A 14085-nucleotide genomic window follows, 5' to 3' on the forward strand; every position below is an offset into this window, starting at 1 on the left:
GCTCAATTTTTGACCGGCAACAAAACCACTTTGAACCAGTATTCCACCACGGTCCGCAACACACCCACGAGGGCCGCAAACGCCACCGGCTTGGAGATAAATGAATTTGCGCCCAGCGAATAAACTTTCGCCACGTCCGTCTCTGCCGCGGAAGTGGTCAGCACGACCACCGGAATTCTTTGCCATTCGGGGTTGGCCTTGATTTCCTTTAACGCCTCGCGTCCGTCTTTGCGTGGCATGTTCAAATCCAAAATGATCAGGCCGGGCCGGGGCGCGCTCGCGGGCGCGGCGAATTTATTCCGGCGATGCAAATAATCCAGCAACTCCACGCCGTCCTCAACGAATTGCACGTCGAGGTTCGCGCCGATTTCCTTGAAAGCGTCCTGCGCGAGCAGGCGATCGTCGGAATCGTCTTCAGCTACAAGAATGACATTGGGTTTCGTGCTTGGCGTCACTGCGGCTCCTCACTTTTGGGCTGCTGGAGCGGCAGGATGACGATGAAAGTCGAGCCTTCGCCGAGCTTGCTTTGCGCCGTGATCAAACCGCCGTGGCGATCGGAAATGCGGCGGCAAACGGCGAGACCCACACCCGTCCCCTCATATTCGCTGCGTCCGTGCAGACGTTGAAATACCGTGAAAACTTTTTCCAAATATTTTTCTTCAAAACCGATGCCGTTGTCCTGCACCGTGAGCAGGCAAAATTTATCGCCGGGCTTGGCATCGCGCGAACGCTTGGGTAGCGCGGCCTCTTCCTGGATTTGATCGCGCGTGATGATTTGCGCCTCGACTTTCACGCTCGGCACCGCGCCGGGCGCCTGGAATTTAAGCGCATTGCCCAAAAGATTTTGCAGAAGCTGGCGCATCTGCGTCGGGTCCGCCTGAATGGTCGGCAGCCGGCTCACCTGCACATTCGCGGAGGTTTGCTCGATGCGATGTTCCAGGTCCACGAGCACTTCTGCCGTGACCGCGCCGAGATCAACCGGCACGAGCGGCTGTGAAGAACTGATCACGCGCGAAAACGTCAGCAGGTCATTAATCAATTTCTGCATGCGCGCAGCAGCGCTTTGCATGCGGTCAAGATAGTCGCGACCTTCGTCAAGCTGCACTGTCTCGCACTTAACCTTGAGCCGGTCGCCGAACGCCTGGATTTTGCGCAACGGCTCCTGTAAATCATGCGAAGCAACGTAGGCAAACTCTTCCAACTCCCGATTGGAACGCGCAAGTTCCATCGCTTTTTGATTGAGCTTGTCTTCCGCGTGCCGCCGCTCGGTGATGTCCTTGAACGTCACCACCGCGCCGACAATTCTCTCGTTCTCGCGAATCGGCGTGCGCACATACTCGGCGGGAAAACTCGAACCGTCCTTGCGAAAAAAAATCTGTTCCGGCAACGGCTGGCCTTGCGGATCGCGTAGCCAGTTTGTTCCTTCTTTTGCACCGTCATCTTTCCCCCCGCGCGCCTTGTTTCCGAAAAAAATCGCATCTTCGCTCTGGCCCACCAGCTCTTCGATTTTCCAGCCTGTGCATTTGGCCGCGACCGGATTTACAAACGTCGCCCGGCCCAACAAGTCAAAACCGCAGATGCCTTCCGCCGCCGAATTCAAGATAAGTTCGTTGCGGCGCTGCAATTTTTGCAATTCCACCGTGCGTGCCTGCACGTGCATTTCGAGCACGTCCTTGGAGCGTTCGAGTTGGTGGGTTTGTTGCGCCAGATTTTTTTCGGTTTCGCGGCGTTGCTCCAATTCGCGTTCAAGCGCGCCGTGATTCTCCACCACCTTGGCGAGCCGAACTTCGGCTGCGGCGCGCGCATCGCGGGCTTCTTCTTCGGAGACGCGGGCATCGGCCAGTTGGCCCAAAAGTCGGTGAGCACGAAGATTCGCTTCTTCAGCCGCATGCGCGCCGCCTTTTGACCAATTACTCCACAGCCAGCGGCTGCTCCAGATCGCGACCGTAAAAAGTCCCGCGCCGCTGGCAACCGCCGCCAAAGCCAATTTCAATGCCCAGCGATTGGCTTGTTCCAAAATCACCGCCAAGTCCCGCGCCGATGAACCGGTGGATTTGTTCACGATTTGGGCAGCGATGAAATGTAATCCCTGCAAACCGGACATGTATGCCCAGACACTGCCCACGATTGCGACCAGCAAAACAGCGGTTGCGAAGATCACGACTATCTTGAGTTCCGGTGATTTTTTGGGCTTCGCGTCAGTGCGCGCCGGTTCTTCTGCCCACACTCCCGTGGTGTCCAAGGGCTGCGCTTTGGTGTCAAAAAATATCATATATATATGATCACAAATCTCAGACTGTCGCCGCTTTGCGTGCGTCACGGCTCATTCCTGCGAGCGCTTTCCGAAAAAGCAGTTCATACGCCACGCAGCCGCGGATGCCAAAAGACCTACACGAATTTTCTCCGAAAAACCGGTTCACACGCAAGCCGCGCGCCCTGTCCCAACTCCGGACAATTCTGCCCACGAATCGGACAACTATAATTCTTGATGCGATTTGCCAAATCGCATTCCACGACGCGCTGCTTGCCACTTGAGCCTGTCGCTCTATATGGTAAGCGGATGGCTGAAGTTGATACTTTAGGTATAATCGCCGGAAACCGGACGCTGCCACTCATCCTCGCCCGCCAGGCGCGCGCGATGGGCGTGAAGAAACTGATTGCCGTCGCTTTTGAAGGCGAAACCGATCCCGCACTCGCGGGGTTGGTGGACGAAATCGTTTGGACAAAAGTTGGGCAGCTTTCCAAAATGATTTCCGCTTTCACCAGCCGCGGAGTGACGCAGTGCGTCATGGTGGGACAAATCGCGCCGAAAAATCTTTTCGATTTACGACCCGACCTGCGCGCGATGGCCGTGCTCTTCAAGCTGAAGGAAAAAAACGCCCACACGATTTTTGGCGCCATCGCCAACGAATTGAAACGCGACGGCGTGGAATTGATCGAGGCCACGCCGTGGCTAAAACCCTTGATGCCCCAGGCTGGTTTTGCCCTCGGCCCAAAACTTACGGAGGAACAATCTTCTGATGTGGCGTTTGGCCATCGCATCGCCAAGGAAATTTCGCGGCTGGAAATCGGTCAGATCGTCGTCGTGAAGAATGGCGTCGTGCTGGCAGTCGAAGGTTTTGAAGGAACCGACAAATGTCTTCAACGCGGCGGCGAATTAGCCGGTCCGAACGGCGGCGCGGTGGCTGTAAAAGTCGCGCGCGAAAAACACGACCTGCGCTTCGACATCCCCTGCATCGGGCCCAAAACCCTGGAGACTTGCGTTGCCGCCAACATTTCCGTTCTCGCGCTCGAGCCCAGCAAAACGCTTTTGCTCGAACAAAATGTCTGCGAGGAACTCGCCCATAAACATAAAATCACCCTCACGACTACCGCTTAATGTCCGCTTTCTCCTTGAACTTCGCGCCCCATTAATTGCATTAATACAGATATTGTATGTTGACCGCCCACGAAATGTTCGGATTCATGTCGCCCGCGCTCGCCGGGGAAATTCTCTCCTACGCCTTTGAAGCGGACAAACCGCTCTATCGCACCGCCATGGGCGCCATCGCCGAGGCGCGCAAAGTGCGTCCGATTTTCCTCGAGCGCCAACCGCGCCAGCAACGCCACGCCACCATGCTCAGTTCGCTCACGCGCCCGGACATGGAATTGATCGCAAATAATCTCATCCGCAACTGGCTTGTTCAAAAACAAAACGCCATGCTCGTGCAATTTTTGGATGGCCTCGGCATTCCCCACGAAAAGGGCGTGGTCGAAAATCTCCCACCCGCGATGGACGACGCCAAGCTTCAAGCCGCCGTGGATGATCTGCTCGAAAAATTTCCTCACGAAACTGTCGCGATCTATCTTTTGGCTTTCAACGAAATGAACGAAGCCAACTGGCCGAACCTCAAGGCAATGCTCGATAACAATCCGAAGTTGCAGTTGGGAAGCCACAGCTAGTATCGCGGGTAACGACTTTCATTTAAAAACATCAACACCATTAAAAAAACTGCTGGCTTACTTTGCCGGCTTTAGTATCGTATTGCGCACGAAGGGAAACTGACTATGGAACCAAAAGGTGATATCGCAATGATCGGGCTCGCTGTAATGGGCCAGAACCTGATTCTAAACATGAACGATCACGGTTTCACCGTGGTCGCCTACAACCGCACCGTGGCCAAAGTGGACGAGTTTCTCGCCAATGAAGCCAAGGGCACAAACATTATCGGCGCCAAGTCCATCCCCGAGATGTGCTCGCTCCTCAAACGCCCTCGCCGCGTGATGATGCTCGTCAAGGCCGGCGCGGCCGTGGACGAATTCATCGAACAGCTTATCCCGCACCTTGAAAAGGGCGATATCATCATTGACGGCGGCAACTCGCTTTTCATTGATACCATTCGCCGCACCAAATATCTTGAGTCCAAGGGATTCTACTTCATCGGCACCGGCGTTTCCGGCGGTGAAGAAGGTGCCCGTCACGGCCCATCCATCATGCCCGGCGGTTCCGTTGCCGCGTGGCCAGCGGTCAAAGACATTTTCCAGAAAATTTCCGCCAAGGTCGAAGACGGTACGCCCTGCTGCGATTGGGTCGGCGAAGACGGTGCGGGCCATTATACCAAGATGGTGCATAACGGCATCGAATACGGCGACATGCAGGTCATCTGCGAAGCGTATCAGTTAATGCGCGACGGCCTCGGCATGACCCCGGACGAAATGTCTGAAGTCTTTACCGAATGGAACAAGGGTGAACTCGATTCCTTCCTCATCGAAATCACCGCCAATATTCTCAAGTTTAAGGACTCCGACGGCCTCCCGCTCGTGGACAAGATTCGCGATACCGCCGGTCAAAAAGGCACCGGCAAATGGACGGTCGAATCCTCCATGGAGTTTGGCATCCCCATCACGCTCATGGCCGAGGCCGTTTATTCCCGCTGCGTTTCCGCGCTGAAGGATGAACGCGTCACTTCTTCCAAAAAGCTTAAAGGTCCGCGCCCCAAAATCAGCGCCGACCGCAAGAAATTCTGCGAAGACATTCGCCGCGCGCTTTATGCGTCCAAAATCGTTTCCTACGCGCAGGGTTATATGCTTCTCCGCGCTGCCGCTACGAATTACAAATGGAATTTGAACTACGGCGGCATCGCCCTCATGTGGCGCGGTGGTTGCATCATCCGCAGCCGCTTCCTCGGCGAGATCAAGAAAGCCTACGATACCAATCCCAAGCTCCAAAATCTCTTGCTGGATAAATTCTTCAAGAAGGCCATCAAGGATTGCCAGCGTTCCTGGCGCAATGTCGTGGCGATGGGCGCGAAGAAAGGCATCCCTACGCCTTGCTTCTCGACCGCGTTGAACTTCTTCGACGGCTATCGCACCGAACATTTGCCCGCGAACCTGCTCCAAGCCCAGCGCGATTACTTCGGCGCCCACACTTATCAGCGCCTTGACGATCCGCCCGGAACGCCTCCGCATCACACGAATTGGACCGGCCACGGCGGCACAACGTCGTCAAGTTCGTACAACGCTTAAGCTGAATCTTTCACAACTGACGGTTGACGCCTCAAGCGCAGCCGTCAGTTTTTTTGTGCCTTGATGCGCTGCGCTTCATCCGCGCTCAAGTCGCGAATCTTCACGTCCCTGATTGCCGCACGCGTCTGATATGTTGCCACACCAAACGGTTTGGAATCCTCAATCTCCCCAAATCGCAATCCAACTCGCTTCCCGGTCGTGACCACACTCACCTCTTTCTTGTCATCCAGCCACGCTTCGATCTTCGTCTCCGTTACTCGCACCCGCACGCGGTACCACCGGTTCATGTCAAATTTCATGAAATCCGTCGTTTCATTTTCCGACGCGTCCTGGTCATCAAGACTCGACAAGCCCACCAGCGAACCGCCCCAGCCTCCGACAATCAGGCTGCAATACGAATCGCCCACCGGAAACGTCAGCCCGCAAAAAAAGTCCGAACCATCCAGTTTCATCGCGTCCAGCGCCACCTCGTAATTCATCTTCGGCACTAGGTTCGTAAAATTGATGCCGCTCAACGATGCCCCCTCCCCGATCACGACCAATCCCTCCTCGCATTCGACTTTCGCGCCTCCGGTGAAATCTGTCACCTGCCATCCCGCAAGCGTCCGCCCGTCGAGCAGCGATTTCCAGCCTTCACCCGGCAGCGGCGCTGAAGGCACTGACGCCGCCTTGTGCAAAACCGATTCGGTTGCCGGCGCCGGCGGCCGCACCACGACAATTTCCGGCACTTCCTTCACCTGCCAATTCGGCGAAGTCTTCGACGCACAACCGGTCAGCAACATCGCTCCGGCCAGCCACAGAAAATTATTTTTCGTCACGCAGATTCTCTCCGTCAGTAACCTTGTCGTTTCAAGATATACATGATGACGAGAATCAAACCACACGCAAGCGACATCATCGCCGCGGAACCCACGAAATAAGACAGTGACCCCATCAGCAAACCGCCGCACAGCGGGATCCACGACTGCTGCTTCTTCCCATAAATAAAAAAGCCCGTGCCGACCGCGCCCCAAAGCAGTGACGCAATAAGTGAACTCGCGGTAAAATCAAGCACGCGCCCCCCTTTCCCCACGGAGCGCGGGTCTATGACCCGCAGCAATGTGCATTTGCCCGGTGACTCCCAATCCGTCAACCATCTCCCGCCCCGCAAAAAACAATCGCCGCCCCGCCACGATTGCCAATCGCGTTCGCTCTTGTTTAACTCCCCGCGTTGAATTCATTGGTGACATGGATTGAAAGCCACGGCGCGTGGAGTCCCTATTGGATGGTCGGCGTGTTTCTTGGCGCGTCGTTCGTCACAATTTGGCGGCTCGAAAGCATGTCCAGCGGCGGCTTGGAAGGCACCGTGCTCGGCACGCTGGTGACGCCTTACATCACCGGCATGGGCAACTTGATTTTCGCCTTCGTGCTCGCGCGCAAAGGCGGTGCCGCCACGGATGTCTTTACCAATTGCCTCGTCAACAACGTCACCAACATGACACTTGTTCTCGGTGTGCCCGCCGCGATTTGGAAACTCAATCTTCGGCCCGAAAAAAGTGCCACTGCCAAAAAAACCGCCAAGCTGAAAAAATCCCCGCCCATCCACACCATCAATCGCCTCTCGCTGTTGCTCACGCTCACCGCCGTGCTGTTTTTCACTGGCGCGACCTGGGCGCTCGGCAAGGATGGCCACATCGGTTTCAACGACGGCCTGGTGCTGGTTGGCCTTTTTCTTTTTTGGCAATGCATCCACATCTTCGATGTTCTCAAAACCAACGCCAGCCAGAACCGCAGTTTCAGTTGGCTGCTTCCCCTTGACCTCGCCATCCTCGCCATCGGCGCTTACGCCATATATATAAGCACCGATTGGCTGGTGGACTGGATTTCCAAAATCCACACCGGTTTCATCAGCGTGAAATATCTTGGCTGGCTGAGTGGCTGGTTGATGGTTTTGCCGAACGCGCTGCTCGCCATTTATTACGCCGCCACCAAACGCCCCGAAGTCGTTTACACTTCGCAAGTGGGCGACAACCACATTTGCATTCCGCTGTGCATCGGCGTGTTTGCGCTCTACCAGACCATCGCCGTGCCAGCGTTCTTCGAGCCGGGCGTCTGGATTTTGATGGGCGCAACGCTGGTTCATTTTTTCTTCATTGCGATTCTGGGCCGCCTCCCGCGCATCGCGGGCTGGCTCCTGATCGCTGCCTATGGCTATTTTCTCTATGCTGGTTTGTTGAAATGAATTTCACAACGTGTACACTAGCGGGTTCGCGCGGATCTTATCGCTTAATTCCACGAACGGCACCTGCGCCTCAATCCAATTCGGATTCTTCGCAATATCTTCCATGGATTTCATCGTGTGATTGCAGATCAAATAATACCCGTCGCCCAAAACCAGGAAAGCCTCAAACAACGTCCCCACGCCGTTCCGGGTAAATTCAAAATCACCCACCCCATGCGCCGCTTTCACCAATTCGGCCCGCAACGCCCCCAGGTCTTTCGCAAAATTTTTCAGGAAATCGTCATTCCTTGGTCCGATATAATTCAGGATGCGGCTGCGTTTTTGCGCCAGCGATACCACCGCCCACTCGTCAAACACGACTTGTTTGTAGCGCGAATTCATCTGGTCGGCAGAGTGTTTGATGGCTTTCGTGAGTTCTTCAAGCGTCATAGAATGATTCCGTTGTGTCCAAATTGCAGGCACGATTCGCCCCGAAGCAAGACAGTCCCCACCGTCAAACGACCAGGCGATCCGTCGCGCATTTTGGGTTCTTTATTATCTTTTTCGACTGTCGCAATCTCGTCCACTGGAGATAGTGCTTTCAGCTTCACGGATTAAAGCTACTGTTATACCAACCCTGAAATCGTCATTTTGATGCTCGAATATTTTGCCGGCCACGAACACGCCGCCCCGATTTTTCTCGTCGCAATTTTTTTTGCCGCCACGGTGCTGGCGATGGGATGCGTCCTGCCAGCGCAAAACATTTTTGCCGCAACTGGCATTCTCGCCGTCTTCACCGCACTCACCCAAACCGTCGGCGAAAAATTGCACGTTCCCTTCGGCCCCTTCTTCTATACGGAAAATCTCGGACGACCGCTGCTTTATCTCGTGCCGTGGCCGATTATCATTCTTTGGCCCGCGGTCATTCTGAATTCACGCGGCGCCGTTGCGCTGATTCTTCGGCACCGCCGCGACGCGCCCAGCTACGGCATCTTTTCCATGCTTTTGACTTGCCTGCTCACGGTTCTATTCGATGCCGCGCTCGAACCTTACGCCGCCCGCACCCACCATTTTTGGATCTGGGAAACCCAGAAACCCTTTCTCTCCTGGTACAGCGCGCCGTGGTTCAATTTCGCCTCGCGTTTTTTGATAACGCTGATTCTCCTCGCCTGCGCGATGCCGTGGTTGATCAACAAGAAGCCTGTCACCAATCCACCGCCCGATTATTTTCCTCTTGCGCTTTGGTCCGGCGCGATGATTTTTCTTATCGTCGCCAACACCACAAATCACTTGTGGCCAGCGGTCATCTTAGGAGCAATCATCACCGGAGCCGTCACGATTCTCGCGCTGAAAAATTCCCGCAGCCCGGGTTAAGCGTTGCCGCTCTTGCCTTCCGTCTCCTCCGTGACTTTGCGCGTCAGCCGCAGTTTCGCCACGCGCATGCTGTCCATTTCTTCCACGCGCAATTCGAACGCTCCCAAAGTCAGCGTATCTCCCACTTTGGGAAACCCTCCCTGCCGATGCGTCACCCACCCGCTCACCGTCGTGATCCCCTCTTCTTCCAGTGGCTGCGCCACCAACTCCGACAATTCATGCAATGGCAACCCGCCCGCCATCTCCCAGCTTGTCAATCCCATGCGCACCAGCAACGGTTTTTCCTGATCGAATTCGTCCTGTATCTGCCCAACCAATTCTTCCAAAATATTCTCCAGCGTCACCATCCCTACGGTTCCACCATATTCATCTACCACAATGGCGAAATGGAGTTGGCGTTCCAAAAATAATTGCAGCAATCTTTCGAGCCGCGCGGTTTCGGGAACGTAAATCAATTTCCGTGCAATGCCCGCCAAATCAGCCCCGCTGTGCGCCTTGTAACGCGCCGCGAACAAATCCTTGAAATGCACCACGCCCAAAGTCTTGTCAAGGTTGCCTCGCTCACACAAGGGCAGCCGGGAATAACGTGATTTTTCCGCCACCTCAAGGCACTCAGTGATGCTCGCGTCTGTATCCAGCATCACGATCTCCTGCCGTGGCCGCATGACTTCACGCACCTTGCGGCGGCGCAAGTCGAGCGCGTTCAGAACGATGTCACGTCCCAAACGCGTCGCGCCCGAGTGACGCTGCGACGCCGTGATCAAGAGCCGCAACTCTTCCACCGAATGTGCGTGCTCCGCTTCCGTGACCGATTCGATTCCTGCCTGCTTCAATAGCCACATCGCCGATTTGTTCAACAACCACACGAACGGAAACGTGATCCGCGCAAACCATGCCAACGGTTGCGCCGTCCACAGCGCAACGGGAACCGTCTTACGAATCGCGATGGCTTTGGGTCCAAGTTCGCCAACCACGATCAGCAAAAATGAATTAATAAAAAATCCCGTAAGGATCGCGACGGTGTGGCGCACCGCTGCTGATTCCACGTGAAATCCGTCAAATACCGGCGCCAATAACGCCTCAAATACCGGTTCCACCAGCATGCCCAATCCCAGGCTCGCCAGAGTGATTCCAAACTGGGTCGCACTGATCGTCGCTTCGAGATTACGCAACAGGAGCCTCACGGTCTTCGCGCGGCGGTTGCCGCCGATGACCATAGTCTCGATTTGCGTATCGCGGATTTTTACCAGAGCCAATTCTGCCGCGACAAAAAAACCGTTCAACAGCACCAGCGCGAACACGCCAAGCAACCGCATCAAATTGGACATCATCGTTTCCATGCGTTCACTCTACAATCGCACCTCGCCGAAAATGACTTTGAGAATATCCTGCAAACTCACGATGCCCGTCTCGCGTTTGTCGCGTCCCAGCACGATCGCCAGTCGCTGCCCGCTGCGTTGCATTCGTTTCAACGCTGCTTCGAGCCGCATGTCTTCTTCCAGATAAAGTGCAGGCTTCACATAATCCGCTGCCGATTTTTCCAAATCCAATTCCGCCTGGTACATCACGGCGCGCAAACTTAAGACGCCCACGATTCGCCGCTGATTTCCTTCCACGCGCCACACTGGCAAGCGCGACACCCGCCGTTCGCGCGCGATTTTCAGAACGTCGCCGATGTGCGTTTGCGTCGTGATCGTTTCCGCGCGTTCCATCGGAATGGCGACTTCGCGCACTTGAAGATTTTGCAAATCCAGCACGCGATTGATCATTAGGCGTTCGTCCGAGGTCAGCCCCTGCGCGGATTCCTGCATGACCAGTCGCATTTCCTCGCGGCTGCCGAAAAGTTGCCCCTGAAAAGTTTTGCCATCCGTCCAGCGCGCCAGGCCTTGCGCCAGTTTGGTCATCAATGCCACCAGCGGCGCGAGCACAAGATGGATGAATCGAAACGGTCCCGCGAGCGCCAGCGTCAACCGATTCGGAAACATGCGAAAGAGCATCTTCGGCAGCAATTCGCAGAAGGCATAAAACAAAAATACCAGCGCCAAAAAACAAACAAGCCATAATCCCGGCCATTGCCCGAGCCACGCGCGCAACCAGAACACCAGCAAACTCACCGCTCCCAGATTCGCGAGAGTATTGCCGACCAGGATCGTCCACAGAAAATTTTCCGGGCTGTTGAGATACGCCATGAGCACGGTCGCGCGCGGATCGCCGGTGCGCATCATTTGGCGGATGCGCAGCCGGTTCAAGGCCAGCACGCCCGCTTCCATGCCGGAAAATAAAAACGACAACACCACGCAAACGAACACTGGCAATACGATGTATAAAATATGTTCCATCGAATTATTTTTTCAAAGTCTCCACCAGCACTTCGCGCACGCGCCGCTCGTCGCCCGCCACTGCCGTCAATTTCAATCCGGAAAAAATCACCACTTCGCCCACCGCCGGAACCGATTCGCGCTCCGTTAACATCAAGCCCGCCAGCGTATCCACTTCCGGCACTTCGCCAAGCGCGGGATATTCGCGGCGAAAATCTTCGAGCCGCATCGTGCCGCTCACGCGCCATTTGCCCTCACCCAATTTCTCCATCACGAATCCCTGCGCTTCGCTTTCGCCGCGGATGTCGCCTACAACCTGCTCGAGAATATCCTGCATGGTGACCATGCCCGCCGTGCCGCCGAATTCATCCAGCACGACCGCCACTCCCCGTTGCTGGCGCTGCAAACTTTTCAAGAGTTGCAGCAGATTCATGCTCTCCGGCACGAACGAGGGAAATTCAATCGCATCGGCCAGGTCGAGATCGGGTTTAAGCAGTAGCGCGCGCGTATTCAACATGCCCACGATGGTGTCGGGCGTTTCATCATACATCGGCAGACGGCTGTGCTTGAATTTTCGCGCCGCCGTCAGCATTCCCTCAACCGAAAGATCGTCGGGAATCGCAGCCATTTGCGAACGCGGTTTCATTACGTCCTTCACGGTTTGCCGGTCGAGCCCGATGATTTGTAAAATGATTTCCTTTTCCGAGCGCGCCAGCGTGCCTTGCTGAAAGGCCATTTCGAGAAGCTCCTCGTATTCCTCGTCCGACAACACCGTCTGGGGCTTGAGCGAACGCGGCACCACGGTTTGCAGCAGCGCGGCGTCGAGTTGTTGCGCGATCCGCTGAAACGGTCCAGTCAACCGCTGAACAAACACCATCGTCCGCGCCACGCGCAAGGCCCATTGTTCCGGCGCGCGCACGGCCAAAGTTTTCGGCGCAACTTCGCAGCCAACCAAAATCAAAATCACCAGCGATGGCAAAATGACGAACCACGCCCAATGGCCCCACGGCGCGGCGCACAAAGCGATGGCCATGATGGAGGAATTCGCAATCGTATTTCCCAAAACGATGGTCGCCAGCAGATGCTGGGGTTGGGCGAGAAGTCGGGACACCATCTCGCCGCGCACCGGCGCGCGTTCCGCCAACTGGCGCACCTGCCATTTTCCGAGCGAGAAAAGCGCTGATTCCGCCAGCGCAAAGAAAAAACTCATGCCGGCAAAACCCAATAGCCCGATCACAGCCAAAAACGGCATCAGCGTCACAAGAGCAGTATTAGGCAATATGCCCGGTTAAAAAAGCGAAAATTCCCTCCCGCCGAGGAAGGCGAAAGGGAATTGAAGCGCTAATATTTTTGAAAATTAATTCGAGAGGCTCAATTCAAAGCCACGCCGCGCCGGATATACGTCGGCACATCCAAATCTTCGCCTTGATGAATGGTCGGCTCGCTTTTTTCAAAGCGGCCTTTTGAGACGATTTCCAGCGGCAGTTGACCCTGCCGCATCGGTGAACCTTTTTTGCGGCTGTGCTTGGGATTTTGTTGCACCGTCAAAAGTTGCTCGGCCTGTTCCGGAGTCAGTTGCGGCGGCGGCGGCACATATCGCGAAGCCGGACGTGGAGCGACAGCGGGCTTTGCTGAATTATAAATTTCATCCACTTGTTCTGGCGTGGCTTGCACCGCAGTTTTTTGGGCGATCACTTTTTCTTCACGATCATCGAGCAGATTCCGCCGCGACGCCACCAAAGTGACCGACAACCGGCCCGCATAAGATTCCTGCGTCCCCGCGCCCATGATGATGTGCGCGTTCTCGCACTGCCGATTGATTTGTTCCATCACACGATTGATTTCGGCCATCGTCAAATCCGGGCCGCCCGCGAGGCTCACGAGCACGGCATCCGCTTCGGCCAGCACTTGTCCGTTTTCCAGGAACGGATGCGAAATTAATTTTTCAATTACTTCGTGCGAACGATTTTCACCCGCCGCTTCAACCGTCGCAAGCGAACTTTCCCCGTGACGCCCGCGCAACACGGCGCACAGATCGTTGAAATCCACATTGATCATGCTCGTCTGCGTCAGCAGTCGCCAGATGCCCCGTACGCCCTGCGCCAGCAGTTCGTTCGTGATCTTCAACGCCTCATTCACGCTGGTATTTTCATCAATCAACTTGAAAACTTTTTGATTGGGCAGACAGATCACGCCGTCGGCCTGCATCTTCAAATCGCGCAATCCCGCGTGCGCCTGTTGCCCGCGGCGCCCGCCTTCAAATTCAAACGGCAAGGTCACTATGCCCAGCACCAGCGCTCCGCTTTCCTTCGCGAGGCGCGCCACGACTGGCCCCGCGCCGGTTCCCGTTCCGCCGCCAAGGCCAGCAACGACGCAAACAATATCCGCGCCTTCGCACAGCGAGCGGATTTTCTCAACGTCTTCCTCCGCCGCCGCGCGGCCCATTTGCGGATCGCCGCCCGTGCCAAGACCGCGCGTCAGTTTCGCTCCCAGCGTCATTTTCTGAGCCACGCCCAGTTGCGAAAGCGCCTGCGCGTCGGTATTGATCGCCATGAAACTCACGCCGTCGAAATCCTGGCGCGCCATATAATCAATGGCATTGCCGCCCGCGCCGCCCACGCCGAAAACTTTCAGCGAAAATTTCTTGGCCGGCACATTGCTCTCCGGATTTTGGTTCGTTTCCATATC

Annotated in this window: 14 protein-coding genes; 5 read left to right on the forward strand and 9 right to left on the reverse strand. The window is 55.7% G+C overall.

The genetic code is table 11. The features are described 5' to 3' along the window. Positions 1-2: 2 nt before the first annotated feature. Together VH413_02310 and VH413_02315 are read right to left on the reverse strand one after the other, a co-directional pair. Positions 3-455, reverse strand: coding sequence for a response regulator (locus VH413_02310; protein HEX3797508.1), 453 nt, complete (start codon positions 453-455; stop codon positions 3-5). Further along, positions 452-2272 carry an ATP-binding protein gene (locus VH413_02315; protein HEX3797509.1) on the reverse strand — a complete coding sequence of 607 codons (1821 nt, stop codon included), beginning with the start codon at positions 2270-2272 and terminating at the stop codon, positions 452-454. The genes VH413_02310 and VH413_02315 overlap by 4 nt, the downstream gene beginning before the upstream one ends. Positions 2273-2560: 288 nt before the next feature. Here VH413_02315 and lpxI point away from each other — a divergent pair, with 288 nt between their 5' ends. From lpxI to gnd, 3 genes are all read left to right on the forward strand, one after another. Further along, positions 2561-3379, forward strand: coding sequence for a UDP-2,3-diacylglucosamine diphosphatase LpxI (gene lpxI, locus VH413_02320; protein ID HEX3797510.1), 819 nt, complete (start codon positions 2561-2563; stop codon positions 3377-3379). Between the two features lie 56 nt (positions 3380-3435). After that, positions 3436-3942 carry a hypothetical protein gene (locus VH413_02325; GenBank protein HEX3797511.1) on the forward strand — a complete coding sequence of 169 codons (507 nt, stop codon included), beginning with the start codon at positions 3436-3438 and terminating at the stop codon, positions 3940-3942. A gap of 105 nt (positions 3943-4047) precedes the next feature. Next, a complete protein-coding gene (gene gnd, locus VH413_02330) occupies positions 4048-5505 on the forward strand; it encodes a decarboxylating NADP(+)-dependent phosphogluconate dehydrogenase (protein HEX3797512.1) in 1458 nt (485 codons plus the stop codon). Between the two features lie 44 nt (positions 5506-5549). On the opposite strand, the gene VH413_02335 is transcribed toward gnd, so the two are convergent. Both VH413_02335 and VH413_02340 read right to left on the reverse strand, forming a co-directional pair. Further along, complete coding sequence (locus VH413_02335) at positions 5550-6323, reverse strand: DUF1080 domain-containing protein (GenBank protein HEX3797513.1); 774 nt, start codon at positions 6321-6323, stop codon at positions 5550-5552. Positions 6324-6337: 14 nt separating this feature from the next. Further along, complete coding sequence (locus tag VH413_02340) at positions 6338-6559, reverse strand: hypothetical protein (GenBank protein ID HEX3797514.1); 222 nt, start codon at positions 6557-6559, stop codon at positions 6338-6340. A 168-nt stretch (positions 6560-6727) separates the two neighbouring features. Here VH413_02340 and VH413_02345 point away from each other — a divergent pair, with 168 nt between their 5' ends. Continuing rightward, positions 6728-7726 carry a sodium:calcium symporter gene (locus tag VH413_02345; protein ID HEX3797515.1) on the forward strand — a complete coding sequence of 333 codons (999 nt, stop codon included), beginning with the start codon at positions 6728-6730 and terminating at the stop codon, positions 7724-7726. Between the two features lie 3 nt (positions 7727-7729). Here the strand turns inward: VH413_02345 and VH413_02350 are convergent, their stop codons facing one another. After that, complete coding sequence (locus VH413_02350; protein HEX3797516.1) at positions 7730-8155, reverse strand: hypothetical protein; 426 nt, start codon at positions 8153-8155, stop codon at positions 7730-7732. A gap of 204 nt (positions 8156-8359) precedes the next feature. On the opposite strand from VH413_02350, the gene VH413_02355 reads away from it, so the two are divergent. Further along, positions 8360-9079 carry a carotenoid biosynthesis protein gene (locus VH413_02355; GenBank protein ID HEX3797517.1) on the forward strand — a complete coding sequence of 240 codons (720 nt, stop codon included), beginning with the start codon at positions 8360-8362 and terminating at the stop codon, positions 9077-9079. Here the strand turns inward: VH413_02355 and VH413_02360 are convergent. From VH413_02360 to ftsZ, 4 genes are all read right to left on the reverse strand, one after another. Next, positions 9076-10419 carry a hemolysin family protein gene (locus VH413_02360; GenBank protein ID HEX3797518.1) on the reverse strand — a complete coding sequence of 448 codons (1344 nt, stop codon included), beginning with the start codon at positions 10417-10419 and terminating at the stop codon, positions 9076-9078. The two genes, VH413_02355 and VH413_02360, sit on opposite strands and share 4 nt — an antisense overlap. A 9-nt stretch (positions 10420-10428) precedes the next feature. Next, the gene (locus tag VH413_02365; protein ID HEX3797519.1) at positions 10429-11418 is read right to left on the reverse strand and encodes a CNNM domain-containing protein; all 990 of its coding nucleotides are present in this window, start codon (positions 11416-11418) and stop codon (positions 10429-10431) included. 4 nt (positions 11419-11422) lie between these two features. Then, the gene (locus VH413_02370) at positions 11423-12607 is read right to left on the reverse strand and encodes a hemolysin family protein (protein ID HEX3797520.1); all 1185 of its coding nucleotides are present in this window, start codon (positions 12605-12607) and stop codon (positions 11423-11425) included. Between the two features lie 161 nt (positions 12608-12768). Beyond that, positions 12769-14082: a cell division protein FtsZ gene (gene ftsZ, locus VH413_02375; GenBank protein ID HEX3797521.1), complete on the reverse strand. Its 1314-nt coding sequence runs from the start codon at positions 14080-14082 to the stop codon at positions 12769-12771. Positions 14083-14085: the final 3 nt, after the last annotated feature.

The sequence above is a fragment of the Verrucomicrobiia bacterium genome (genome assembly GCA_036268055.1).
Lineage (GTDB): Bacteria > Verrucomicrobiota > Verrucomicrobiia > Limisphaerales > Pedosphaeraceae > DATAUW01.

Bases quoted from the DNA above. Each gene is read 5' to 3' on its own strand.
- VH413_02315 (HEX3797509.1), bottom strand. From the start codon at position 2,272: ATGATATTTTTTGACACCAAAGCGCAGCCCTTGGACACCACGGGAGTG.
- lpxI (HEX3797510.1), top strand. From the start codon at position 2,561: ATGGCTGAAGTTGATACTTTAGGTATAATCGCCGGAAACCGGACGCTG.
- VH413_02325 (HEX3797511.1), top strand. From the start codon at position 3,436: ATGTTGACCGCCCACGAAATGTTCGGATTCATGTCGCCCGCGCTCGCC.
- gnd (HEX3797512.1), top strand. From the start codon at position 4,048: ATGGAACCAAAAGGTGATATCGCAATGATCGGGCTCGCTGTAATGGGC.
- VH413_02350 (HEX3797516.1), bottom strand. From the start codon at position 8,155: ATGACGCTTGAAGAACTCACGAAAGCCATCAAACACTCTGCCGACCAG.
- VH413_02355 (HEX3797517.1), top strand. From the start codon at position 8,360: ATGCTCGAATATTTTGCCGGCCACGAACACGCCGCCCCGATTTTTCTC.
- VH413_02360 (HEX3797518.1), bottom strand. From the start codon at position 10,419: ATGGAAACGATGATGTCCAATTTGATGCGGTTGCTTGGCGTGTTCGCG.
- VH413_02365 (HEX3797519.1), bottom strand. From the start codon at position 11,418: ATGGAACATATTTTATACATCGTATTGCCAGTGTTCGTTTGCGTGGTG.
- VH413_02370 (HEX3797520.1), bottom strand. From the start codon at position 12,607: ATGAGTTTTTTCTTTGCGCTGGCGGAATCAGCGCTTTTCTCGCTCGGA.
- ftsZ (HEX3797521.1), bottom strand. From the start codon at position 14,082: ATGGAAACGAACCAAAATCCGGAGAGCAATGTGCCGGCCAAGAAATTT.